This is a genomic window from Microbacterium sp. sgz311019 (genome assembly GCF_056135325.1).
On sequence record NZ_JBWAXO010000009.1, the window covers coordinates 31,665 to 55,773 of the forward strand.

The 24,109-nt window shown below is 70.2% G+C and carries 24 protein-coding genes; 13 read left to right on the forward strand and 11 right to left on the reverse strand.

Features of this window, described 5'->3' with window-relative positions:
- Window positions 1-3 precede the first annotated feature (3 nt).
- Together AC0NZN_RS14580 and AC0NZN_RS14585 are read right to left on the reverse strand one after the other, a co-directional pair.
- On the reverse strand, window positions 4-417 hold the full coding sequence (locus tag AC0NZN_RS14580) for a molybdenum cofactor biosynthesis protein MoaE (protein ID WP_474593038.1): 414 nt from the start codon (window positions 415-417) through the stop codon (window positions 4-6).
- A gap of 76 nt (window positions 418-493) precedes the next feature.
- Window positions 494-1,645 carry a ThiF family adenylyltransferase gene (locus tag AC0NZN_RS14585; RefSeq protein WP_474593039.1) on the reverse strand — a complete coding sequence of 384 codons (1,152 nt, stop codon included), beginning with the start codon at window positions 1,643-1,645 and terminating at the stop codon, window positions 494-496.
- A 90-nt stretch (window positions 1,646-1,735) separates the two neighbouring features.
- On the opposite strand from AC0NZN_RS14585, the gene AC0NZN_RS14590 reads away from it, so the two are divergent.
- Genes AC0NZN_RS14590 through moaC form a run of 3 tightly spaced genes read left to right on the forward strand, consistent with a single transcriptional unit; the run spans window position 1,736 to window position 3,749 of the window.
- Entirely contained in the window at window positions 1,736-1,984 is a 249-nt protein-coding gene (locus AC0NZN_RS14590; protein ID WP_474593040.1) for a MoaD/ThiS family protein, read from the forward strand.
- Between the two features lie 3 nt (window positions 1,985-1,987).
- Window positions 1,988-3,262, forward strand: coding sequence for a molybdopterin molybdotransferase MoeA (locus tag AC0NZN_RS14595; RefSeq protein WP_474593041.1), 1,275 nt, complete (start codon window positions 1,988-1,990; stop codon window positions 3,260-3,262).
- Window positions 3,255-3,749 (forward strand): cyclic pyranopterin monophosphate synthase MoaC, encoded by a 495-nt coding sequence (gene moaC, locus AC0NZN_RS14600; RefSeq protein WP_474593042.1) that lies wholly within the window; start codon window positions 3,255-3,257, stop codon window positions 3,747-3,749. The genes AC0NZN_RS14595 and moaC overlap by 8 nt, the downstream gene beginning before the upstream one ends.
- Window positions 3,750-3,832: 83 nt before the next feature.
- Here moaC and AC0NZN_RS14605 read toward each other — a convergent pair whose 3' ends face one another.
- Entirely contained in the window at window positions 3,833-6,565 is a 2,733-nt protein-coding gene (locus tag AC0NZN_RS14605; protein WP_474593043.1) for a beta strand repeat-containing protein, read from the reverse strand.
- Window positions 6,566-6,699: 134 nt separating this feature from the next.
- Here AC0NZN_RS14605 and AC0NZN_RS14610 point away from each other — a divergent pair, with 134 nt between their 5' ends.
- From AC0NZN_RS14610 to AC0NZN_RS14630, 5 genes are read left to right on the forward strand one after another with little or no spacing between them, the layout of a single operon-like run.
- On the forward strand, window positions 6,700-7,140 hold the full coding sequence (locus AC0NZN_RS14610; RefSeq protein WP_474593044.1) for a DUF6916 family protein: 441 nt from the start codon (window positions 6,700-6,702) through the stop codon (window positions 7,138-7,140).
- Window positions 7,137-7,652, forward strand: a complete 516-nt coding sequence (locus AC0NZN_RS14615) for an N-acetyltransferase family protein (protein ID WP_474593045.1) — start codon at window positions 7,137-7,139, stop codon at window positions 7,650-7,652. Before AC0NZN_RS14610 ends, AC0NZN_RS14615 begins: the two co-directional genes overlap by 4 nt.
- Entirely contained in the window at window positions 7,649-8,146 is a 498-nt protein-coding gene (locus tag AC0NZN_RS14620; RefSeq protein WP_474593046.1) for a phage tail protein, read from the forward strand. The genes AC0NZN_RS14615 and AC0NZN_RS14620 overlap by 4 nt, the downstream gene beginning before the upstream one ends.
- 37 nt (window positions 8,147-8,183) lie before the next feature.
- Window positions 8,184-8,681, forward strand: a complete 498-nt coding sequence (locus AC0NZN_RS14625) for a phage tail protein (RefSeq protein WP_474593047.1) — start codon at window positions 8,184-8,186, stop codon at window positions 8,679-8,681.
- 14 nt (window positions 8,682-8,695) lie between these two features.
- On the forward strand, window positions 8,696-9,217 hold the full coding sequence (locus AC0NZN_RS14630; RefSeq protein WP_474593048.1) for a phage tail protein: 522 nt from the start codon (window positions 8,696-8,698) through the stop codon (window positions 9,215-9,217).
- A 3-nt stretch (window positions 9,218-9,220) separates the two neighbouring features.
- On the opposite strand, the gene AC0NZN_RS14635 is transcribed toward AC0NZN_RS14630, so the two are convergent.
- Window positions 9,221-9,760: a helix-turn-helix domain-containing protein gene (locus tag AC0NZN_RS14635; RefSeq protein WP_474593049.1), complete on the reverse strand. Its 540-nt coding sequence runs from the start codon at window positions 9,758-9,760 to the stop codon at window positions 9,221-9,223.
- Between the two features lie 57 nt (window positions 9,761-9,817).
- Here AC0NZN_RS14635 and AC0NZN_RS14640 point away from each other — a divergent pair, with 57 nt between their 5' ends.
- Both AC0NZN_RS14640 and AC0NZN_RS14645 read left to right on the forward strand, forming a co-directional pair.
- Window positions 9,818-11,128, forward strand: coding sequence for an MFS transporter (locus AC0NZN_RS14640; protein ID WP_474593050.1), 1,311 nt, complete (start codon window positions 9,818-9,820; stop codon window positions 11,126-11,128).
- Window positions 11,129-11,267: 139 nt separating this feature from the next.
- Window positions 11,268-12,086, forward strand: coding sequence for an MIP/aquaporin family protein (locus AC0NZN_RS14645; RefSeq protein ID WP_474593051.1), 819 nt, complete (start codon window positions 11,268-11,270; stop codon window positions 12,084-12,086).
- Between the two features lie 3 nt (window positions 12,087-12,089).
- On the opposite strand, the gene AC0NZN_RS14650 is transcribed toward AC0NZN_RS14645, so the two are convergent.
- Entirely contained in the window at window positions 12,090-14,276 is a 2,187-nt protein-coding gene (locus AC0NZN_RS14650; RefSeq protein WP_474593052.1) for an ATP-dependent Clp protease ATP-binding subunit, read from the reverse strand.
- A 101-nt stretch (window positions 14,277-14,377) separates the two neighbouring features.
- On the opposite strand from AC0NZN_RS14650, the gene AC0NZN_RS14655 reads away from it, so the two are divergent.
- Window positions 14,378-14,539 (forward strand): hypothetical protein, encoded by a 162-nt coding sequence (locus AC0NZN_RS14655; protein ID WP_474593053.1) that lies wholly within the window; start codon window positions 14,378-14,380, stop codon window positions 14,537-14,539.
- Window positions 14,540-14,547: 8 nt separating this feature from the next.
- On the opposite strand, the gene AC0NZN_RS14660 is transcribed toward AC0NZN_RS14655, so the two are convergent.
- Entirely contained in the window at window positions 14,548-16,221 is a 1,674-nt protein-coding gene (locus AC0NZN_RS14660) for a SulP family inorganic anion transporter (protein ID WP_474593054.1), read from the reverse strand.
- Between the two features lie 211 nt (window positions 16,222-16,432).
- On the opposite strand from AC0NZN_RS14660, the gene AC0NZN_RS14665 reads away from it, so the two are divergent.
- A complete protein-coding gene (locus AC0NZN_RS14665; RefSeq protein WP_474593055.1) occupies window positions 16,433-16,843 on the forward strand; it encodes a DUF7144 family membrane protein in 411 nt (136 codons plus the stop codon).
- A 57-nt stretch (window positions 16,844-16,900) separates the two neighbouring features.
- On the opposite strand, the gene AC0NZN_RS14670 is transcribed toward AC0NZN_RS14665, so the two are convergent.
- Window positions 16,901-18,172, reverse strand: coding sequence for a glycosyltransferase family 4 protein (locus tag AC0NZN_RS14670; RefSeq protein ID WP_474593056.1), 1,272 nt, complete (start codon window positions 18,170-18,172; stop codon window positions 16,901-16,903).
- Between the two features lie 8 nt (window positions 18,173-18,180).
- On the reverse strand, window positions 18,181-19,392 hold the full coding sequence (locus AC0NZN_RS14675; RefSeq protein WP_474593057.1) for a glycosyltransferase: 1,212 nt from the start codon (window positions 19,390-19,392) through the stop codon (window positions 18,181-18,183).
- Window positions 19,393-19,541: 149 nt separating this feature from the next.
- Here AC0NZN_RS14675 and AC0NZN_RS14680 point away from each other — a divergent pair, with 149 nt between their 5' ends.
- The gene (locus tag AC0NZN_RS14680) at window positions 19,542-20,360 is read left to right on the forward strand and encodes a mechanosensitive ion channel domain-containing protein (RefSeq protein ID WP_474593058.1); all 819 of its coding nucleotides are present in this window, start codon (window positions 19,542-19,544) and stop codon (window positions 20,358-20,360) included.
- Window positions 20,361-20,391: 31 nt separating this feature from the next.
- Here AC0NZN_RS14680 and AC0NZN_RS14685 read toward each other — a convergent pair whose 3' ends face one another.
- From AC0NZN_RS14685 to gadC, 3 genes are all read right to left on the reverse strand, one after another.
- Complete coding sequence (locus AC0NZN_RS14685; protein ID WP_474593059.1) at window positions 20,392-20,919, reverse strand: DUF1269 domain-containing protein; 528 nt, start codon at window positions 20,917-20,919, stop codon at window positions 20,392-20,394.
- Window positions 20,920-21,016: 97 nt separating this feature from the next.
- The gene (gad, locus tag AC0NZN_RS14690; RefSeq protein WP_474593060.1) at window positions 21,017-22,411 is read right to left on the reverse strand and encodes a glutamate decarboxylase; all 1,395 of its coding nucleotides are present in this window, start codon (window positions 22,409-22,411) and stop codon (window positions 21,017-21,019) included.
- A gap of 18 nt (window positions 22,412-22,429) precedes the next feature.
- Window positions 22,430-23,917 (reverse strand): glutamate/gamma-aminobutyrate antiporter GadC, encoded by a 1,488-nt coding sequence (gene gadC / locus AC0NZN_RS14695; RefSeq protein ID WP_474593061.1) that lies wholly within the window; start codon window positions 23,915-23,917, stop codon window positions 22,430-22,432.
- Between the last annotated feature and the right edge of the window lie 192 nt (window positions 23,918-24,109).

Below are 24,109 nucleotides of genomic sequence, written 5' to 3' on the forward strand. Positions count from 1 at the left end.
GGCTTACAGGCCGACCCACTCCGAGACGCCGTCGTCGTAGTGCTGGCGCTTCCAGATCGGCACCTCGCGCTTGATGAGCTCGACGAGCCGCTCGCACGCGTCGAACGCCTCGGCGCGATGAGGGGCGGATGCGGCGGCGAACAGCGCGACATCTCCGATGCGAAGGTCGCCCACGCGGTGGGCCGCCGCGAGCGCGAGCCCGGTCTCGGCATGGATGCGCTCGACGCATTCGGCGAGGAACCGCTCGGCCTCCGGGTGCGCGCGGTAGTCGAGGGAGCGCACGGCCTTGCCCCCGTCGTGGTCGCGCACGACGCCGCAGAACATGACGACGGCTCCGCTGGCGTCGGCCTCGACCGCACGGCGGATGGCCGCCTCGTCGAGCGGCTGCTCGGAGACGAGTGCGTACGTAGCGGTCATGGAACGCCTTTCTTGAGGTGCGCAAACCCCGCTGACTTGCCTGACGTGCGCGCGACACGCCCGGCGTGCCGTGCATCTAGGGCAAGTCAGCGGATGGGGGGTCGGAGACGGTCTCGCCGCCGACGGCCGCGAACGCCTGGATGCCCCCGGCGAGGTAGACGACGTCGGCGACGCCGGCGTCACGGAGGATGCGCGCCGCCTGCCGCGCGCGGGGATCCTGCTCGCAGTACACGACGAGCGGCACGGCGGTGCGCTCGGGGAGAGCGCCGTCGCGGAGCTCGCCGATCGGCATCAGGACGCTGTCCGGGATGCGGCGCGCCCGCGCCTCGTGCGGCTCGCGCACGTCGAGCAGCCGCATCCCCTCACCCGCGCGCATCCGTCGCATGAGGTCGGCCGCCGAGACGGCCTCGAGATCGTCTCCCGCGTCGAGGCCGCAGAACAGCTCGTAGTCGACGAGCTCGGTGATCTCCGGCGTCTCGTCCGAGACGCCGTAGCCGATCTCGCGGGTGCGCGCGGTGAGGGCGTCGTAGACGAGCACGCGGCCGAGCAGCGGCTCGCCGATGCCCGTGATGAGCTTGATCGCCTCGGTCGCCAGGAAGGAGCCGACCGCCGTGCACAGGGTCGGCAGCACGCCGCCGAGCTCGCACGACAGAGCCTCGTCCGGGGCCGGCGGCACGGGGAAGAGGTCGCGGTACGTCGGCCCGTGGCCGTGCCACGAGATGCCCACCTGCCCGTGGAAGCGCAGGATCGCACCCCACACGAGCGGGATGCCGGCGAGCACCGCCGCGTCGTTGGCCAGGTAGCGCGTGGGGAAGTTGTCGCTGCCGTCGATGAGCAGGTCGTAGCCGGCGAGCAGCTCCGGCAGGTTCGCGCTCGTCGCCCGCACCGCGTGCGCGTGGATGCGGCATCCCGGCGCGATCGCGGCCACCGTCTCGGCGAGCGAGTCGACCTTCGCGCGCCCGATGTCGGCGACGCCGTGGCTGAGCTGGCGGTGCAGATTGGATGCCTCGACCACGTCGTCGTCGATGATTCCGATGGTGCCGACACCGGCCGCGGCGAGCGCGGGGACGACGGCGCTGCCGAGGCCGCCGGCGCCGATCACGAGCACACGGGCCGCACCGAGGCGCCGCTGCGCGTCCTCGCCGAAGCCGGGGAGCATAAGCTGGCGGCTGTAGCGGGCGATGCGGTCGGCATCCAGCGGCGGACCCGGCTCGACGAGCGGACTCATGCCTGCGATTCTACGCCGACCGCTCCGCATGGCGGACTTTCTTTTCCGCTTTACGGATGCGCGCTTCCGCATCCTGGGTATCATGGGCCTATGGCGACGGTCACGGTGCGGTACTTCGCCGCTGCGGCGGACGCGGCGGGGCGCGAACAGGAGCAGCTCGAGCTCGGACCCGACGCGACCGTGCTGATCCTCCGCGAGCTTCTGCTCGAGCGCTACGGCACCGCGATGGAGCGCGTCCTGCGCTCGGGCTCGTTCCTCGTCGACGGCATCGTCCGACGCTCGCCGTCGACACCGCTCGGTGCGAGCGTCGACGTCCTCCCTCCCTTCGCGGGAGGGTGACGCGTGCGCACCCATCTCGAGCATCAGGATGCGGCGGCAGCTCTGCTCGCGCCCCTCGCCGAGCACCTCGCGGACCCGGCTGTCGCCGAGGTCGTCCCGGTGGGCGCGGCCCCCGGACGCATCCTGTCCACCGACATCGCGTCGCCGACCTCGCTGCCGCGCTTCGCGAACTCGCAGATGGACGGCTACGCGGTCCGCTCGGCCGACCTGGCATCGGCATCCCCCGAATCCCCCGTGCGCCTGCCGGTCGGCCGCACCAGCGCGGCGGGAGATCCGATCGCGACGATGGATGCGGGCACCGCCGCCCCCGTCATGACCGGCGCGGCGGTGCCGCACGGCGCCGACGCGGTGGTGCCGATCGAGCGGGCCGATCCACCGCGGTTCATCGGCATCGGCGCCGGCACGCACGACGCTCCGGCCGGCACGGCGGTGGCCTTCACCGCCCCCGTCGCACCCGGCACCTTCATCCGCGACATCGGCACCGACATCGCTGAGGGCGACGTGCTGCTGCGTGCCGGCACCCGTCTCGGCGCGGCTCAGCTCGGCTCGCTCTCCGCCTCCGGCGTGGTCGAGGTGCCCGTGCGGCCGCGCGCGCGCGTGCTCGTGCTCTCGACGGGACAGGAGCTGCGGGACCCGGGCGTCGCCTTCGATCCCGACGCCGACAGCGGCGCGATCTACGACGCGAACTCGACGATGCTCGCCGCGGCGATCGCCGATGCGGGCGCCGTCGCGGTGACGGATGCCGCCCCCGACGACGCGGCTGCGGTCGTCGCCGTGCTCGAGGCGCACCCCGAGGCCGACCTCGTCGTCACGACCGGGGGCGTGAGCGCGGGAGCCTTCGAGGTCGTCCGCGACGCGCTGGCGCCGCTCGGCGTCGAGTTCGGGCCGGTCGCGATGCAGCCCGGCGGTCCGCAGGGACTGGGGACCGCCGCACTGCCGAGCGGACGCTCGGTGCCGGTCGTCGCCTTCCCGGGAAACCCGGTCTCGGCCCTCGTGTCGTTCGAGCTCTTCCTGCGGCCGGTGCTGCGCGGCCTCGCGGGCCTGCCGACACGTCGGCCTGTGGAGCGCGCCGTGCTGGCGCATCCCGTGTCATCGCCCGCCGCGCGGCACCAGGTGCGCCGGGCGACGCTGCGCGCGGACGGCACCGTCGAGGTCGGGGCGCCGAGCTCGCACCTGCTGCACGCCTACGCGCTGGCGAACGTGTTCGTGCACCTCCCGGTCGGCGTGGAGTCCCTCCCCACCGGCGCGGAGGTCGAGATCTGGAGGATCGATGACTGAGACGGCGGAGCCGCGGGACCCGCAGCTGACCCACCTGCGCGCCGATGGCTCGGCGCACATGGTCGATGTGACCGACAAGGCGGTGACCCGCCGCGAGGCGCGCGCCCAGGCCGTGCTGATCACGACCCCTGAGGTCGTCGCGGCCATCGCCGACGGCACCCTGCCCAAGGGCGAGGCCCTCGGCACCGCGCGCCTGGCCGGCATCATGGGGGCGAAGCAGACGTCGAACCTCATCCCGCTGTGCCACCCGCTTCCCCTCACGAAGCTGGCGGTCGATCTCGAGCCCGGTGACGACCGCGTCCGGATCGTCGCGACGGCCGTGACCGACGGCGTGACCGGCGTCGAGATGGAGGCGCTGACGGCCGCGAGCATCGCGGCGCTGACCCTCTACGACATGATCAAGGCCGTCGACAACCGCGCGGTCATCACGGATGTGAAGGTGCTGGCGAAGTCCGGCGGCAAGAGCGGCGACTGGTCGATCGAGTAGCTCTCCGCGTTCGGCGAGCACGCCGTCCGGGTCCGCCCCCACGTACGTGCCGGGCGTCGATACGACGCCCGGCGACGGTCGAGTCAGTACGACTTGCGCGCGCGGCGCACCCGCCACACGAGGAGGGGTCCGACCACCAGCGCCAGCAGTCCGCCGACGATCAGCTCGATCGGCACGGTCCCGCCGGTGGGGCCCAGCTCGCCGGATCCCGAAGCGGTGGTCGAACCGGGGCCGGACGCCGAGCCGGAGCCCGCGGCCGGCGCCAGCACCGTGAGCGGAGCGGTCAGCGTGCGCGTCCCGCCCGTCGCGGACACGCCGATCGCCACGACAGTGTGCGCCCCGACCGGTGCATCGGCGGGGATCGTCACACTGGCGGAGAATGCGCCGCCCGCATCGACGACCGCCGACCCCAGCGCGGTCGGTGTCGAGTACATCCCGATCTCGACCGTGGTGCCGGGGAGGAATCCCGTTCCGGACACCGCGATCGCCCCACCGGCCGCCACCTGCGCCGGCGTCAGGGTGAGGGGCCCGTCGCCCGACGGGACCGTGGCCGGCAGCGACACCCGCAACGCGACCGTCACCGTCACCGTCGTGAGGAACGATCCGGCCGAGTTCGTCGCGGTGACCATGATCGTGCTGGCCCCGTGGTCTGCGACTGCGGGCGTCCCGTGCAGGGTCGCCGTGCCGTCGCCGTTGTCCGTGAGCGTGAGCCAGGACGGGAGGCCGGTCGCCGTGATGGCGGGGGTCGGGTGGCCGGAGGCGGTGATGTCGATGGTGCGCACGGCTCCCGGCAGCACGGTGACCGGGGAGATCGGAGCGATCGCGGGCTCGGTCGACACCGTGATCGTGGCCGCCGTCGATGTCGCAGACCCCGCGACGTTCGTGAAGACCGCGCGGAAGGATGCGCCGTCGTCGGCGAGCGCTGCCGTGAACCCGAGGGTCGTCGAGGTCGCGCCCGGCACGTCCGTCCAGGGGCCGCCGTCGGAGCGCTGCCACTGCACGGTCGGAGCGGGGTGGCCGCTCGCGGCGGCGGTCAGCGTCACCGGGTCGCCGGCGAGCACGGAAGCAGCCGACGGTGATGCCGTCACGGCCGGTGCCTCGTCCACGACGAGCGTGAACGCCTGGGTCGTCGAGCCGGTGGCGTTCGTCGCGATCAACTGAAGAGGATACGACCCTCCCGCCCCGGCATCCGGCGTCCCCGAAAGTTGTGCGGTGCCCGGAGCGCCAGGGGTGAAGACGACGCCCGAGGGCAGCGTCCCGGTCAGGCTGAGCGTCGCCGCAGCGGGGAAGCCGGGATCGACCGCCGGGATGAACGACCCGGCCGTCCCCACGGTGAAGGTCGCCGTGTCGACGCTGGTGAAGGCGGGCTTCACGCCCACCCGCTGCACGTCGACGGTGACCGGGATGCTCGCGTTCTGGAACGTCGCCGCGGCCCCTCCTGCCCCGCCCGTCGATCCCGCCGTGAAGGTCGACGACGCGACGCCCGAGCCGAAGCTCGAGGGCGACGTCACGGTCGAGCCGGCAGGGGCGGCGCCGGTCCAGGTGACCGGGAGGCCGGCGAAGGCGGTGAGGTCGGATGCCGCGACCGCGGCGCCCGCCGAGTCGGTGAGGAGCGATGCCGTCAGCGTGGAGGTGCCGCCGGAGGCCACGGTCGAGGGAGACGCGCTCGTGGTCAGCGTGAGGTACGGCTGCGTCGCCCCCGTCGTCGCGGCGACATCGCATCCGGCGGTTCCCGCGCCCGTCGCACACCCCCACCAGTTCTCGGTCGCATCCGCGGTGACGGCAGCGTCGGTCGCGAACGCGGGCGCGGTGTTGCCGAAGAACACGTTGAAGTTCGCGTCGACCGACCCGCCGGTGGCGTCGATCGCGCTTCCCGTGCCGGCTGCGTTCGACGTGAAGACGTTCCGTGTGACCGTCGCGGTGCCGCCCTGCTGCCAGATCGCGCCGCCCCGCGCGGGCGAGGCATCCGCCGTCGCAACGGTGTTGCCGTCGAAGGTGTTGCCGGAGATCTGGATGGATGCCGTGGCCCCCCAGTCGACCGAGTAGGCGATCGCCGCTCCGCCGCCGGCAAGGCCGTGCGCGGTCTGGGCGGTGTTCGTCAGGAACCGCGAGCCGGTGACGGTGAGCTTCTCTCCGGGTGCGCCGGTGGCCAGGTACGAGACCGCGCCGCCCGACGAGGTGCCGCTGTCGTTGCCGCTGAAGGTCGAGTCCTCGATCGTGAGCGATCCGCCCATGAACTGGATCGCGCCGCCCGGGCCCGCCGGGGCGGACGACCGGTTGTCGGTGAACACCGATCGGCGCACGGTGAGCGCATCGCCGGCGCTCGTGAGCGTGGAGCCGGCGATGATCGCCCCGCCGCCGACCACGCTGTCGCGGCCGCCCTGGAGCGTGAGGTCCTGGACCGTCACGGACACGCCGCCGACGAGATCGGGGTCGGTCGTCATGAGCTGGGTCGAGCCGTTGCCGATGAGGCGCGCCGTTCCCGACGTGGGACCGGCGACCGTGATGTCGGAGCCCGCTTTCGTTCCGACGACGAGCGCTCCGTCGGTCAGCGTGTAGTCGCCCACGGGCACGCTGACGGTCTGCGCCCCGCCGAGGTTGCCGGCGACGCACAGCGCGGTGCGCAGCGTGACCGGGTCGGGTGGCATCGTCACGAAGCTCGGGTCGGTGCAGGCGCCCGGTGCGTCGCCGTCCGCGGTCGTCGTGACCGAGATCGTCGCGGCGTAGGCCGGAACCGCCACCACCACGCTCGCGGCGACCGCCGCCAGCACGACGGCCATCGCCCCCAGTCGCCGCCGAGTCCCCTTCGTGGGCATGAAGACCCCCCTCAGTCATGCACCTCGCCAGATGCTATCGGCCCGAGGGGCGCCACGTCACGGGTCATCGTGCAGAAGGTCCGTGTGCAGCGGCCTCACCGTGCAGTATTGTCGCGGTTGGGGAGGGGCATCGCATGGGGACTGGCATCTCGCGACGCGTCATGTTGGCGGCATCGGTCGGGGGCATCGCCGTGGTCGCGGCACCCACCGGCAGCGCCGCCGTCGCGGCTTCGAGGGCCGCCACCGGCTCACCCGTTCAGATCGCGGCCGCGGCCAGGGGCGCCGCCTCGGATCCGTCTCGCCCGGTGCGCTCCGAGTTCACCGATCACATCGGCGAGATCTACGACGCCCTGTCGCCGTGGGCGCCGCACCGACTCCGTCTCGACGGCGTGGCAGACCTCGCGTCGGGGACGGACGGCGAGAACTCCTTCCGGCTCTCGTTCTCGACCGACGACACCGCGCGCGACGGCATCTACCACGTGACCTCGCCCACGGGGGCCCGTCACATCATCTATCTCGGACGCGTGGGCCCTTCCGCGGGCACGCTCGAGGCGATCGTCGACCGCACGCGATGACCACCGACATCCGCCCGCACGTCGCGCTGCGTCGCACGACGCTCGAGGACCCTGCCGTCGCCGAGGTCCTCGCCGAGCACTGCGCGCAGGAGTTCTCCGCCGTCGACGAGCGGATGCGCGGCCCGCTCGTCGAACTGCAGCTGCGCGCGCGGCTCGGCGGCTTCGCCGACGCCTTCCCGCGGTCGACGGCGCGACTGCTCGTGCGCGACGGACGCGTCGTGGGGTATGCGATCGTCGACGACTCCGGTCCGGACACTCGTCTGGTGGATCTTGTCGTACGGCCCGACTCCCGCCGGACCGGCGTCGCCACCGCCTTCCTCGACGAACTGATCGAAGAGGCGGATGGCTCCGCCCGCGCGATCGCGCTCTCCGTGACCCCCGGCAGTCCGGCCGCGCACCTCTACGCCGCCCACGGCTTCGCCCTCGACGACGTCGCCGCACCGGACCCGCTGCACCGTGGGATGCGACGGGTTTCCGCATCCACCCCCACACGCCGAAAGGACGCGCGATGAGCGAACCGTACATCGGCGAGATCCGGCTGTTCGCCGGTTCCTTCGCACCTGCAGGGTGGGCGCCGTGCGACGGCCGGCTGCTCGCGATCTCCGACTACGACGCGCTGTTCGCCCTCATCGGCACCACCTACGGCGGCGACGGGCAGTCGACCTTCGCGGTTCCCGACCTGCAGGGGCGGACGCCTCTGCATCCCAGCCCGAGTCATCCGCTGGGCCAGATGGGCGGCGCCGAGTCGGTGACGGTCACGACGCAGGCCATGCCGCCTCACACGCATGCCGCGCCGGCGGCGGCGAGCCCGACGACGACCTCGCCCGCGGGGGCGGGCTGGTCCGCTCAGGCGACCGCCGCGTACGCGCCGGGTCCTGGGGCAGCGCCCCTCGCGCCGACGGCTCTCGGCGCAGCCGGCGGCAGCCAGCCGCACGAGAACATGCCGCCGTTCCTCGTGAGCACGTACATCATCTCCCTCTTCGGCATCTTCCCGTCGCAGACCTGATCGAAGAACAACCTGACAGCAGAGAGGTGCGTGGATCATGAGCGAGCCCTTCCTGGGTGAGATCCGTCGGGTCTCGTTCGCGTTCGCCCCGAAAGGGTGGGCGCTGTGCAACGGCGCGCTCCTCCCGATCAACCAGAACCAGGCGTTGTTCTCGCTGCTCGGAACGACCTACGGAGGAAACGGGGTCACGACGTTCGCCCTTCCCGACCTGCGCGGCCGCATCGCGTTCGGCGTGGGCTCGTCGCTGCCCCAGGGCGCCGTCGGAGGCGAAGAGACGCACACGCTGACCGTCGCGGAGATCCCGCCGCACACCCACGTGCCCGCGGCGACGACGGCCGCCGCGACCACCGTGAACCCGACCGGGGCCACGTGGGCGAGCACCCCGCAACCCGCTTATGCGACCGGCGGCACGGAGTCGCTCCATCCGTCCGCGATCGGCCTCGCGGGGGGCGGGCAGCCGCACGAGAATATGCCGCCGTACCTCTCGATCAACCACATCATCGCCCTCCAGGGCATCTTCCCCTCGCGCAACTGACCGGAGCGACGACAATGAGCGACCCCTTCGTCGGCGAGATCCGCACCGTCGGCTTCAACTTCGCCCCGACCGGCTGGGCTCTGTGCTCAGGCCAGCTGATCCCCATCTCGCAGAACACGGCGCTCTTCTCGCTCCTCGGCACGTTCTACGGCGGTGACGGAAGGTCGACCTTCGCGCTGCCGAACCTCAACGGCGCGATGGCGATCGGCGCTGGGCAGGGCCCGGGGTTGACTCCGCGCAGCGTCGGCGACCTGGGCGGGGTGGAGGCCGTCACGCTCATCGAGAACGAGCTCCCGCTTCACACGCACCAGCCGATCGGGTCGACGGCGACGGGTACCACCGGCGACGCGCAGAACGCCACGTGGGCGGAGCCGCGGCTCGGCCGGGCGCAGCGCGCCGCGTACGGGATGCCTCCCGCAGCCGCCATGTCACCCGTGGGGTTCACCGGCGGCGGCGCTGCGCACAACAACATGCCGCCGTACCTTGCGATGTACTACATCATTGCGCTGCAGGGCATCTTCCCGCCCCGCTCCTGAGGCTCACCCGCGTCCGGACGGCGGGTTCTCGTCGGGATGCAGCGCCGTGAACAGCGAGTACGTCTCGCCGTCGGCATCCGGACCCCGCTCCTTGAACTCGTTCGCGAGCGCGTAGAGGCGGTCCTCGAGCTCGGCCTTGTGCTCGGCGTTGAGCTTCAGCCCGAGCCACGTGATGTCGAGCTCGTCGGCCTCCAGATGGGCGATCTGCTGTAGGAACGTCTCGACCAGCACCGGACCGCCGCCGGGCATCGACGTGCCCCACGAGAGCCCGGTCGCCCGGTAGGGCACCTCTCTCGCGCCCTGCCGCCCGACGCGCGCGGGCTCCGCCGCGAGGAAGCCGGTCTGCACGAGCGTGCGCACATGGTGCAGCGTCGTGCCGGGATTCACGCCCAGCAGGTCGGCCAGCTCCTTGTTCGTGCGCGCTTCGAAGGCGCACAGCCGCAGGATGCGCATGCGCAGGGGCGAGCTCAGTGCGCGAGCCTTCGCCTGGCTCTCAGCATCCGCATCCTCGAGGCTGATCTCGATGCGCTGCTCGTCCCCCATGCGCAGACTCTACGCGACTGATTGACATGTCTCAATCGAGGGCGCAGACTGATTGACATGTCTCAATCACAGGATGCCGGGGCCCTCGAAGACGGCTCACCCCGAGAGCCCGCGCCCGTCGCCGAGCGCTCCTTGTGGCACGACGGGAACTTCCTGACCCTGTGGAGCGGCCAGACCCTCAGCGAATTCGGCGCGCAGATCTCGATGCTCGGCATCCCGGTGCTCGCCGTCGTGCTGCTCGACGCGACCGCCTTCCAGGTCGGGGTGCTCGACGCCTCCGGACTCGTCGCCTTCCTGCTGATCGGCCTGCCCGCGGGCGTATGGGTCGACCGGATGCGCAAGCGCCACGTGATGATCTGGGCCGATGCCGTGCGCGCGGTCGCGATCGGAACGATTCCGGTGATGTGGATGCTCGGCACCCTCCACATCTGGCAGCTCTACGCCGTGGCCTTCGTCATCGGCATCGCCACGGTGTTCTTCGACGTCTCGTACCAGAGCATCATCCCGTCACTCGTGCGTCCGGGCCAGATCGCCGAGGCCAACGGCAAGCTCCAGGCCACGCAGCAGGTGGCCCAGCTCGCCGGACCGGCGATCGGCGGCGGACTGATCTCGCTGGTGACGGCACCGTTCGCGATGATCGTGACGGCGTTCACATACGTCGTGTCGTTCATCGCGCTCCTGCTGACGCGCGATCACGAGGCCGCGCGCCCGGCCCACGAGCACGAGCCGATGCTGCGCGAGATCGGCGAGGGGCTGCGCTGGGTGTTCGGCAACCGCTACCTGCGACGCATCGTCGGCACGACCGGTGCCTCGAACTTCTTCAACATCGTCGCGATGACCATGCTGCCGATCTTCCTGCTGCGCGAGCTCGGGATGACGGCGGCCGCGATGGGCCTGATCTTCTCGCTCGGCGCGGTCGGAGGCGTGGTCGGTGCGATCGCCACACCGCACATCGTGCGGTGGGTCGGCGAGGCGCGCGCCATCCCCCTCAGCGCCCTGGGCTTCTCCATCGTCGGAGTCTTCCTCCCCCTCGCCGCCCTCACCCCGGCGATCGCGTTCCCGCTGCTCGTCGCCCAAGGCTTCATCGCCGGGTTCACGGTGCTCGTCTACAACATCACGCAGGTCACCTTCCGGCAGCGGATCACGCCGCCCCGCCTGCTCGGGCGGATGAACGCGTCGGTGCGCTTCGTCGTGTGGGGAGTCATGCCGATCGCCTCGCTGCTCTCGGGCGCCCTCGGAACGTGGCTCGGTATCGTCCCGACCATGTGGATCGGCGCGACCGGCCAGCTGCTGTCGGCGCTCTTCGTGGTGGCGGGCCCGTTCTGGGCGATGCGCACCCTCCCCGACGCCGAGCCCGCCTCGGCCTGACCCGCGCACGGCGCGGCGCGTCGCGGCCGGAAGGCTGGTCGGGGGTGGACGGCCAGAGTAGGCTCGCGGCCACCGAGGGGTGGGCGACGGGGCCGATCGCTCCATCAGTGCCGGGAACGACGGGTGTGAGGTGAGACCTATGGCTGACCAGAAGGACAGCGTGCGGAGCAAGGTCGAGGACTGGCTTCAGGTCGAAGTCATCGATCCGATGAACGACTTCCGCAATCCACGACAGGAGTGGCGGCGGCTCACGTCGGAGGTGTTCGGCACCTTCCTGCTCGTCATCGTCGCCGCCGGCGGCGGCATGATGAGCCAGGCCTATCCCGGGCAGATCAGCCGTGCCGCCGCCGTGGTCGCACCCGGGCTCATGGTGATGGGCGTCATCCTGTTCATGGGCAAGATCTCGGGCGCCCACCTGAATCCGGCGGTGACACTGGCGTTCTCGATGCGCGGCGACTTCCCGTGGCGGCGCGTGCCCGGCTACATCATCGCCCAGCTCGCGGGCGCCACGCTGGCATCCCTCGTCCTGACCTGGATCATCGGGGTCTCCGCCAAGTACGGCTCGAACTATCCCGCGTCCTCGGCCACGTCGTTGCAGGCGTTCTGGATGGAGACGCTGCTGACCCTCGGCCTCGTGAGCGTGATCCTCGGCACCGCGTCCGGCGCCCAGAACATCGGAGTCCTCGGCGCCCTCGGCGTCGGCGGCTACATCGCCCTCGCGGGCCTGTGGGGCAGCCCGATCTCGGGCACCTCGATGAACCCGGCCCGCACTTTCGGCCCCGACCTCGCGAGCCTCGACTTCACGGCGTACTGGGTCTACCTCGCCGGGCCGCTCCTCGGTGCCGTCCTCGCGGTGCTCCTCGCCTACGTCCTGCGCGGAGCGGGCGGGGGCCAGAGCGGCTCCGCAGCCGCGCAGGGCGACATCGACACCGAGGTGCAGCGCCCCGGCAAGAAGTAGCCCCTACTCCTCGACCAGCTCCGCCTCGACGACCTCCTCGACGGCGGGGCCGTCGCTCGTCAGCACGAGCGACGAGCCGTCGGCCGCGACATCCACGCGCACCACGTCGCCGTCGCGCACGCGCCCGGCCAGCAGCGCCATCGCCAGGCGGTCCTGGATCTCGGACTGCATGAGCCGGCGCAGCGGTCGCGCGCCGAAGATCGGATCGTAGCCGCGCTCGGCGAGCCACGCCCGGGCGTCGGGCGTGACCGCGAGGGTGAGCCGGCGCTCCCGCAGGCGCTGGTGCAGCTGGTCGACCGACAGCTCGACGATCTGCGCGAGGTCGTCCTCGCTGAGCGCCGAGAACATGACGATGTCGTCGAGCCGGTTCAGGAACTCGGGCTTGAACGCCTGCCGCACGATCGCCATGACGGTGTCGCGCTTCTCGTCGGCCGACAGCGTCGGATCGATGAGCACAGGCGATCCGAGGTTCGACGTGAGGATCAGGATCACATTGGTGAAGTCGACCGTGCGCCCCTGCCCATCGGTCAGGCGGCCGTCATCCATCACCTGCAGCAGGACGTCGAAGACCTCGGGATGCGCCTTCTCCACCTCGTCGAGGAGCACGACCGAGTACGGGCGCCGACGCACCGCCTCGGTCAGCTGCCCGCCCTGCTCGTAGCCGATGTAGCCGGGAGGGGCGCCGACGAGGCGCGAGACGGTGTGCTTCTCGCCGTACTCGGACATGTCGATGCGCACCATGGCGTGCTCGTCGTCGAAGAGGAACTCCGCGAGCGCCTTCGCGAGCTCGGTCTTTCCGACGCCGGTCGGGCCGAGGAAGAGGAACGAGCCCGTCGGCCGATGCGGATCGCTGATGCCGGCGCGCGAGCGGCGCACCGCATCCGACACCGCCTTCACGGCCTCCTTCTGGCCGACCAGGCGCCTGCCGAGCTCCCTCTCGAGGTGCAGCAGCTTCTCGGTCTCCCCCTGCATGAGGCGGCCGACCGGGATGCCGGTCCACGCGGCGATGACGGCCGCGATGTCCTCGTCGGTGACCTGGTCGTTGACCATGCGGTCCTCGGAGGACTCCGCCTGCTCGGCCACCATCAGCTCGCGCTCGAGGCTCGGGATCTCGCCGTACAGCAGGCGCGAGGCCCGCTCGAGGTTGCCCTCGCGCTGTGCGCGCTCGGCCTCGCTGCGGGCGGCGTCGAGCTTCGACTTCAGGTCGCCGACGCGGTTGAGCGTCGCGCGCTCCTGCTCCCATCGCGCCTGCAGGTCGTCGAGCCGCTCCTGCTCTGCGCCGAGGTCCGCGCGCAGCTTCGCGAGCCGCTCGCGCGAGGCTTCGTCCTTCTCCTTCTTCAGGGCGAGCTCCTCGAGCTTCAGGCGGTCGACGTGCCGGCGCAGCTCGTCGATCTCGAGCGGCGCCGAGTCGATCTCCATGCGCAGCCGCGACGCGGCCTCGTCGATGAGGTCGATCGCCTTGTCGGGCAGCTGGCGGCTCGGGATGTAGCGGTTCGACATGGATGCGGCGGCGATGAGCGCGCCGTCCGAGATCGCGACCTTGTGATGCGCCTCGTAGCGCTCCTTGAGGCCGCGCAGGATCGCGACGGTGTCCTCGACCGACGGCTCGCCCACGTAGACCTGCTGGAAGCGGCGCTCGAGCGCCGCATCCTTCTCGATGAACTCTCGGTACTCGTTGAGCGTGGTGGCGCCGATCAGGCGCAGCTCGCCGCGCGCGAGCATCGGCTTCAGCATGTTGGACGCCGCGACCGACCCCTCGCCGCCGCCCGCTCCCATGAGCACGTGGAGCTCATCGATGAAGGTGATGATGCGGCCGTCGGACTCGGTGATCTCCTTGAGCACGCTCTTCAGGCGCTCCTCGAACTGGCCGCGGTACATCGCACCCGCCACGAGGGCGGAGATGTCGATGGTGACGAGCTCCTTGTCCTTGAGCGACTCGGCGACATCGCCCGCGACGATGCGCTGCGCGAGGCCCTCGACCACGGCCGTCTTGCCGACGCCGGGCTCGCCGATGAGCACGGGGTTGTTCTTGGTGCGGCGGGTCAGCACCTGGCTGACCCGTCGGATCTCGCTGTCCCGACCGATGACCGGGTCGAGCTTGCCCTGGCGGGCGCGGTCGGTGAGGTTGATCCCGAACTGCTCGAGGGCGCTCTGCGCGTCTTCCTGCCCGGGCTGCTGCGTGGCGTTCATACGACTCCTGGAAGTCTCCGGCTCAAAGTTGAGTCTTCGGCGCTCAAGTTTACCACCAGACCCTGGTAGAGGACAATCGGGGCATCGACAGAGGGGGTCCGATGTTTCTGATCAACGCGTACATGCTGTGTTTCCCCGGTGCCGCGCAATGCGCCCTGGGGGAGAAGGTGGATTACACGCCCGCGTGGATCCCGGTCGCGATCCTGCTGGTCGCGGTCGTCATCGGCCTGGTCATCGGCCTCGCACAGCGCAGACAGGAGTAGCGGGCGGATCAGCCGCCGCGCGCCTCGATCTCGCCGGTCGCGTCGTCGTAGGCGCGGCGAACGGTCGCGCCTATCCACTCGTTGCCCTTGTAAATGTTCTCGGGCCCGACCTCGGCGGCGAGGCCGCCGGCATCCAGGCGCGCGATCACCGCGGCCTCCGCGGCGACGACCTTCAGCGCGCCGTCGACCTCGCGCAGTCGGCCCGCGAAGCGGCGCAGCACGTCGACGTGCGACAGGCCGATCTGGTCGATGCCGCGCAGCCGCACGATGACGACCGCGCCGTGGGAGGTCGCATCCACCGCCGGCAGCTGCTTCTCGAACACCGGAGCGCTCGCGAAGAACAGGCTGCCGTACGGCTGGAGGATCACCACCTGACCGCCGGGCACGACGGCCGGCGGATCGCTCTCGCGCGCACGTCCGTCGCCCTCGAGGTGCAGCTGCCGGACGCGGATCTGGTTCGACTGCTCCGCGACGTACAGGATGATCCCGAGGCCGACCCCGACCAGCACCGCGAACTGCAGCGGGATGACGAGGGTCAGCGCGAAGGTGACCGCCATGATCGCCGCGGGGAGCGGTCCGGACTTCACGACCGAGTGCACGCGGCTGGGCTTGACCGTGAGCACGCCGACGTAGATGAGGAGTCCGGCGAGGGAGGGCATCGCGATGTAGCCGACGGCGTCGGCGGCGAACAGGATGACGAGCACCATGACGCCGCTCGCGATGAACAGCGACAGGCGCGATTTCGCACCTGACTGCACGAGGATCGACGAGCCTGCCATCGAACCGCCGACGGGCATGCCCTGGAAGAGACCGGAGACGATGTTGCCGGCGCCCTGACCGATGAAGTCCCGGTTCGTGTCGGGGCGGCGTCCGTCGGGGGTGGGGATGCCGGCCGACACCGCGGCGCCCTGCACCAGGCCGATGAAGGCGAGCGAGACGGCCGGGATCAGGAGGTTCGGCGCGTCGGCCAGGTCGGGCAGCACGGGCACGGGCAGCGACCGCGGGACGTGCACGATGTCGTCCAGGAGGACGGCGGGATGCGCCACCCAGAGGTTGAGGAGTGCGGCGGCCGCCGAGCCGACGACGACGGCGAGCACCAGACTCAGGCTCCCGATCCGCGTCGAGCGGAATGAGAGGATCACCAGCGCGGTGATGGCGCCGCACACGAGCGACGGGATGCTCCACTGCCCGATGTGCAGGAACACGTCGATGGTCTTCAGAAGGCGGTTGGCACCCCGGCCCTGATAGCCCGTGAGGTTGGACAGCTGCCCCAGCACGATGTTGATGCCGATCGCCGTGACGAAGCCGGTCATGACGGCGGTCGGAACGAAGCTCACGAGGCGTCCGGCGCGCACGAGCCCGGCGATGGCCATGACGATGCCGGTCATCAGGGCGAGCGTCGAGAGGCTCCGGTTCGGGTCGGGCGCCGACTCGAGGCCGGCATCCGACACCACCAGGGCCATCGCGCTCGTCGCCTGCACGGCCATGAGCGCACTGCCGGTGAGGATCGCCGCGCCCGCCATGCCGAACAGATACCCGTAGAGGCCGGCGAGCGGGTTGACGCCGGCGAGCACGCCGGCGGCCAGCCCATCCGGGACGCCCTCGATGCCGAGGATCAGGCCGGATGCGGCATCCTTCCCCAGCGTCGTGCGCGAGAACCAGGTCCTCGGATTCCACCCCACGGTCACACGCTAGTGACCCGATCGGCAGCGCGGCCACCCGCGCCCCTGACGGCCATCCGCGAAACGCCGCGACACGCGCCGTCGCCCGTTACTCCCAGCTTCCTCCCAGGTTCGCTATGGTGTGACCACGGTGCTCCTGGAAGGCACCTGCGCGAGAACGACCGGCGAGCCCCGCTCGCCGTGTTCGCGCCCAAGATGAAGGGATCTCTTCATGACTGACAACACCACCGCGAGGTCGGGCTGGGCGGGCTGGGGCACGTTCGCAGCCGTCATCCTCATCGTGAGCGGCGCCATCGACGCCTTCCACGGCCTGCAGGCACTCATCGGGCCCGACACGGCCTACTTCCTGGGCAAGATCGGGCTGTTCTCGATCGACGTCCAGGGGTGGGGCTGGTGGCACCTGATCGCAGGCATCCTGCTCATCCTCATCGGCATCGCGCTGCTCGGCGGCCAGAGGTGGGCGCGCATCACGGCCATCGTGCTCGTCGCGATCAACGCGTTCGGCCAGATCACGCTGATCGACGTTCAGCCGTGGCTCTCGCTCGCCGTCCTCGCGCTCGACATCGTCGTGATCTACGCCCTGACGGTGCACGGCCGCGAGATCGACGCCGCGAAGGGCTGACACCCACTCGGAACGACGCCCCGGCTCCCGCTCTGCGAGGGTCGGGGCGTTCGCCGTCTACCGGCCGCGCGCCAGCGCGCGCTCGTAGACCTCAACCATCGCCGCCGTGCGCGACGACTGGCGGAACCGCTCTCGCACCGTCGGGTCGGGCGTACGCGGGCGGCCCGACGCGATGTCGGCTGCCGCCGCCCGCAGCGCGTCGGCGAGAGCGGTGACCGAGTCGTCGCGCACCGGCCAGAGGCCCGTTCCGAGCTCGTCGGCGAGATCGGGGTCGCTGACGATCGACGGCGTGCCGAGCGAGGCCGCCTCGAAGATCGTCATGCCCTGCGTCTCGAAGCCGATCGACGTCTGCACGACGGCATCGGCGGCGGCGATCCGCTGCAGCACCTGCGGATAGTGCAAGCGTCCCGCAAAGCGCACCGAGGCCCGCGGCCGCAGCTTGGCGACGAGCCGGCGCGCCGCGCGCAGCTGGCCGCCGCCGCCGATCACCTCGACGTCGGCGTCGATGCCCGATGCCGCGAGCGCCTCGAGGAAGGGCAGCAGCCTCTTCTCCGGGCTCATGCGTCCGATCCACACGAGGCGCGGCGGGCCGGGCGCACGCTCGGGGGATGCCGCCGCCAGCACGCCCTCGAGCACGTCGTCGTCGATGCCGTTCCAGATGACGTCGACGTACGGGAACACGCCGTGCAGCTCGAGCCGCTCGGCGAAGTGCCCCGAGGGTGCGGTGACCGCAGCCGACAGAGCCGCGAGACGGTGGAGGTACGCCCACCCGTCGTGCCCCTGTCGGCGATCCGGCGGGAATCGGGTCCCTGCCGCGGATCCTCCCGATTCCGGCCGGATCACCGCCGATGCACCGGAGGCGCTCGGGCGCAGGGCACGGCGCTCCCACGCGTTGAGCACGCGCATGACGAGCTGGGGGAAGGGCGCCGTCGCCTCGATCCCGACCTCCACCCGGTTGTGCATGGTGTGCACGACCGGCAGGCCGTGGCGCCCCGCGAAGCGGTGGCCGATGAACGCACCCCAGAAGTCGGCCTGCACGTGCACGACGTCCACCGGCGGCCGGTCGGCCATCGCACGGTCGAGCCAGCGGTCGGTGCGCCGGCTCGGCCACGTCATCGCGTACTCCAGGTCGAGCGTGATCGGGATGCTCGGCAGATCGAGGTACGCGGCATCCTTCCGCGCTTCGCGCGCGCGACGGCCGTGCATGCGCGGCGCGACCACAGACACCGTGTGCCCGGCGCGCTCCAGGTAGGTCTTCTGCAGGCGCATGGAGACCTGGGCTCCGCCCAGCGACTCGAGGTGCTGGTCGCCGAAGAAAACGACGTGCACGGCGGGCCTCAGAGGGGCAGCGGTGCGCCGCGGTAGAGCGCCTCGAAGGTGTCGAGAGTGCGGTTGATGTCGTGCACGGCGACCATGTCGAGGGATGCCTGCTGCATCCGCAGCCGCTCCTCCGGCGATGCCGTCAGCACGCGGGTGATGCGGTCGGCCAGCGCGTCGACGTCGCCCGGCGGGAAGAGGTAGCCGTTCTCTCCGTCGTGGACGAGGTGCGGGAGCGCGACGGCATCCGCGGCCACGACCGGCAGGGCCGATGCCATGGCCTCCATCGTGGCGATCGACTGCAGCTCGGCGATCGACGAGATGACGAAGAGGCTCGCCTCGGAGTAGAGGCGCCGGAGCTCCTCGTCCGACGCACGGCCGACGAACTCCACGCGGTCGGAGAGCCCGAGCTGCTTGGTCAGCACCTCGAGGTTCTTGCGCTGGTCGCCTCCGCCGACGATCTCGACCGTCACGTCGAGCGCCGGGTCGAGCTTCGCGACGGCCTTGAGCGTGACGTCGATGTGCTTCTCGGTCGTGAGGCGTCCGACGACGAGGATCCGGTTGGAGGCGCGGGGAGAGAGGTCGGGCGAGTAGTGCGAGCGGTCGATGCCGCAGCTGACCGGGATCACCCCGGTCATGCCCGTCGCCGCGGTGAGGAAGTCGGCCGCCTTCTGCGTCGGTGTCGTGACGGCACGGGCCATGCGCAGCGTGCGGGCCGCGTCATCCCATGCGAGCCTCACGACCACCTTGTCGAGGAACGGCGGCAGGGTCGTGAAGTCGACGATGTTCTCCGGCATGACGTGGTTGGTCGCGACGACCGGCACATTGCGCTTGCGCGCCTCACGCATGAGTCCACGCCCGATCACGATGTGCGACTGGATGTGCGCAGCATCCGGCTTCACATCGTCGAGCACCTTGCGGGCGTAGTGCTTCGACATCCACGGCAGCACGAATCGCAGCCAGTCGTGCGGGTACCACCGCCATGACGGCAGCCGATGGACGGTCATCTCCTGACCCTCGATCGTCTCGCGGTATGTGCCGTGCTGCGCATGCGTCTTGCTCGGCGCCATGACGTGCACGTCGTGGCCGCGCTGGACGAGACCGGCCGCCAGGCGCTCCGCGAAGCGGGCGGCTCCGTTCACATCCGGCCAGAAGGTGTCGGCTCCGATGAGCACCGTCAGCGGGCGTCGATCGCCCTCCGGGTGCGAATCGGGCATGGCGGGGGAGGTCATGGGTCTGTGGCTGCTCTCTGTGGCGCGGCGCGCGGACCGCTCAACTCTACCGGAGCGAGTGAGGCGACCCGCCAGGCGCCACCGGGCCACGGCGCACTCGCCCGGAGGGGCTTCCGGGGGAGACGACGCCGACGCTCTACCGTGTGATCGTGCGGCAACTCGTGAACGTCGATCTGGCCACCCTGCTGGCGGGCATCCAGTGGTGGCAGCTGATCGTCGCGATCATCGTCATCGTCGTCGGCTGGATTCTCGGAAGGCTCAGCCGCAAGGCGGTGCTCGCCCTCTTCGCACGCGCCCCGGGCCTGCCCAAGCCGGCCGCATATCCCACGGCGCGGATCGCGGAGTACCTCGTCGTCGCGCTCGGGATCGGTGTCGCCCTGGCAATCCTCGGCGCCAACATCCAGCCGCTCCTGGCCGTCGTCATCATCGTCGCCGTGGTGGCGGTGCTCGTGCTGCGGGGGACCGCCGACAACTTCACCGCGGGCGTGATCATCCAGTCCGAGAACCCGGTGCGCATCGGCGACGAGATCCAGGTGGAGACCCCCGGCGGCGCCGTGATCGGAACGGTCACCGAGCTGTCGGCACGGGCCGTCATCCTGCTGACCGCGGACGGGCGCACCGTCGTCGTGCCGAACGCCAAGCTGCTCGGCGACTCGGTCGTGAACCACACGCTCCACGGCGCGCGTCGCAGCGAGATCCAGTTCCGGCTCGCGCCCGCGGAGGGTCAGTCGGCGGACGATCTGCTCGCCCGCGTGGTCGCGGTCACGGCGGCCGTGCCGGCCGTGCAGGCCGATCCCGCACCGCGCACGCTCGCCACCATGGTGCTGCAGGGCCGCGTGACCGGGGTGGTGCAGCTCTGGCATGACCCGGGTCAGACCGTGGTGGTCAGATCCGATGTCGTTCGGGCGCTCGCTGCGGCATTCGCAGATCTGGGCGCCGAGGTGACGGTGATGAGCGTGCAGAAGTAGGACTCCTGCACGCTCATCGAGACGCCGTCGATCAGGATTCGACCGCGTCAGAGACGTCGTCGACCGACTTCTCGATGGCCTCCTGCAGCTTGTCGTAGTCGCCCTTGTCGATCGCCTTGCTGATGCGCTTGTCCGACCTCTCGAGCGCGGCCTCGACCTTGTCGGCCCACTTGTCGTCGACGACCGCGATGACGGCCGAGGACCCAGGTGGAAGGTACTCGTCCACGTCGACGCCCATCTCCTTCTCGTCGTGGCCCTTCTTGATCGCGCCGATGATGGCGCCGATGCCGGCGCCGATCGCCGTGGCGGCGAGCAGCGGCGGCGCGAACAGGCCGATCACGACGCCGGCGCCCGCACCCCATGCGGCGCCGCGCCCGACCGTGCCGTCCTTGTGCTCCTTGACCGTCACCTTGCCGCTTGCATCGCGCTGAAGGACGACGGCGCCGACGATCTCGTATTCGCCCTCCGACTGGCCCTTCTCGAGCGCGTCGTAGTCGTCCTGCGCCGCGGTCGCGTCGTCATAGGCGCCGACGACCAGCGCGAGATTGTCCGAACCCATGTTCTCTCCTCCTCGTTTCCTCATCGCCGACGGCGTTCCGCGCGGCGATGTCACAGGGGTCGGCCCGCTCCCCCGAGCGGACCGACCCCGATGTCTCTCAGTGGTGGAAGGCCCCCGCCTCCTCCTCGGTCATCGACACCGTGATCGGGTGCTTGCCGAAATGCTCCATGGCGGCCCGATAGTCGTCCATCAGCAAGGAGGCCTGATCCCGCTCGAAGCCGGCCCGGACGAGGATCCGCTGAACGGGCAGGTCCTCGCGGTGGGGCGGCATCGTGTAGGCCGGCACCTGCCAACCGCGGGCGCGGAGACGGTCGGCGAGATCGAACAGCGTGAAGTTGTGTTCCATCCCATCCTTGAGCTTCCACGACACCGCCGGAATCCCGACCTGCGGGCTGCCGTCGTTGATGATGTCGAAGTGCCCGAGCTTGTCGATCTCGGCTGCGAGGTACATCGCCGTGTCGTAGCAGGCCTGGTGGACCTTCCGGTAGCCCTCCTTGCCCAGGCGCAGGAAGTTGTAGTACTGCGCGACGATCTGGCCGCCGGGGCGTGAGAAGTTCAGCGCGAACGTCGGCATGTTGCCACCGAGGTAGTTCACGTTGAAGATCAGGTCCTCGGGAAGGTCCGAGGCATCCCGCCACACGACCCAGCCGACGCCCAGCGGGGCGAGGCCGAACTTGTGGCCGGACGTGTTGATCGACTTCACGCGCGGGAGGCGGAAGTCCCACACGATGTCGGGCGCCGTGAACGGAGCCAGGAACCCCCCGCTCGCGCCGTCCACATGGATCGGGATGTCGAGCCCGGTGTCCGCCTGCAGCTTGTCGAGCGCCTCGCTGACCTCCTGCACGGGTTCGAACGCGCCGGTGAAGGTGACACCGAGGGTCGGGACGACGCCGATCGTGTTCTCGTCGACACGCTTCAGCACCTCCTCGGCGTTCATGTGGAAGCGCTCGCCCTCCATCGGGATCTCCCGGAGCTCGACGCCCCAGTAGCGCGCGAACTTGTGCCAGCAGACCTGAACGGGACCGGTGATCATGTTCGGCTTGTCGATGGGCTTGCCCGCGGCCTTCTGGCGGGCACGCCAGTTCCACAGCAGCGCCATGCCGCCGAGCATCGCCGCCTCGCTCGAGCCGGTGGTCGACGTGCCGAGCGTGTTCACGGCATCGGGCGAGTTCCAGAGGTCCGCGAGGATGTGCACGCAGCGCTCCTCGATCGCCGCGGTCTGGGGGTACTCGTCCTTGTCGATCATGTTCTTGTCGAGCGTCTCGGCCATGAGCAGACGCACCTCGGGCTCGAGCCACGTCTGACAGAAGGTCGCGAGATTCTGACGGGAATTGCCGTCCAGCATCAGCTCGTCCGAGACGACCTGGTACGCGTGCCGGGCGAGGTGCTCCTTCTCCGGCATCCGGTACTTCGGCATCGATACGGACATGTCGGTCGACGAGAAGACCTCGTCGAGGATCTCGTCGCGGATGTTCTCTCTCTTATGCAGCATTCTTTCTCTCCCCCTGGATCAGGCTGTCGGTTCGGGTGCGGTCGCCGTGCTCGCCGCAGCCGGTGGCGTCGCGGGCTCATGCTCGTGCGACTCGGGCGGGTTCACCTTCCAGCTCTCCTTGCGGAACAGGATGATGATGAACGGCCAGACGCCGAGCCCGATGATGCCGCCGAGCAGCAGCAGCGAGTAGCCGAGCTGCCCCATCGTGCTGCCCTCGGGCTCGACGAACCCGATCAGGAAGGCGAGCAGGCTCGCGAGGAAGCCCACCCAACCCACGAGTCCCATGGCGGGCGTGCGGAAGCCGCGCTTCACGTCGGCATGTGTCCGCCGCAGGCGCATCGCGGCGAGGAACATCATCATGTACATGATCAGATAGAGCTGGACGGCCATCGCGGAGAAGATCCAGAACACGCTCTGGACGTTCGGCACGACGGCGAACAGCACGGCGAGCACGGTGACGATGATCCCCTGGATCACCATGATCGGCACCTGCATGTCGTTCTTGTTCGTCTTCTGCAGGCTCGGCGGCAGGTAACCCTGCCGGCCGACGAGCAGAAGGCCCTTGCTCGGTCCTGGGATCCACGTGACGACGGATGCGAGGATGCCGAACACGATGAGCAATGCCATCACCGTTGTGCCCCACGGCATGCCGATCTGGTTGAAGAACACGTCGAACGCCTGCAGCACACCCTGGGTCAGGTTGATGCTGCTCGCCGGGACACCCACCGAGATCGCCAGCGTCGGGAAGACGAAGACGATGAGGATGATGATCGCGGCGAGGACGATCGCGCGCGGGAAGTTGCGGCTCGGCTTGTCCATCTCGTTCACGTGGACCGCGTTCATCTCCATGCCCGCGTAGGACAGGAAGTTGCTCACGATCAGCACGATGCTGGCCAGACCCGTCCAGGTCGGCAGCCACGGTCCCTGAGATGCCGGGGGAAGGCTCGAGTGGCCGCCGCTCGACAGGAACAGGATGGCGAACAGCACCAGGCCCAGCGAAGGCACGATCGTGCCCGCGATGAAGCCCCACTTGCTCACCCCGGCGAACGCCTTCACGCCGCGGAAAGCGATGAAGGTCGAGAACCAGTACACGACGAGGATGACGAGTCCGGTGAAGAGGCCGTTGTTGGCCAGTGCCGGGTTGAACACATACGCCAGCGCCGACGCGAAGAAGGCCAGCTGCGCGGGGTACCAGACGACATTCTGGATCCACTGCTGCCAGATGGCGCTGAACCCCATGCGCTCGCCGAAGGCTTCCTTCACCCAGACGAACACGCCGCCCTTCCACCCGCTCGCGAGCTCGGCGGCGACGAGTGCGACCGGGATCATGAAGACGATCGCGGGCAGCACGTAGAGGAAGATGGACGCCCATCCATAGCCCGCCATCGCGGGAAGACCACGGACGGATGCCACGGCCGTGGCGATGAGAATCGCCATCGTCGTCCACGACATTGCGGCTGCCGTCTTCGGCTTCTGGGTCTGATTGGGGCTGTTATTCACTGACATTCGATCCCCTCAATCGTTCATGCCCGAAATGGGCAAATGCGTCGCCGGAAGACGATCCCCCGAATTTTCGACGACTATTCCCGTGTGACGATAGTGTGCATTCGCGCCCGAGGGAAGAGCCGCCGAATGAACATCGACGGTCGACCATTCCCTCGCAACAGTCGGCGCCCATGCCGTGCACGTTAGTCCCGG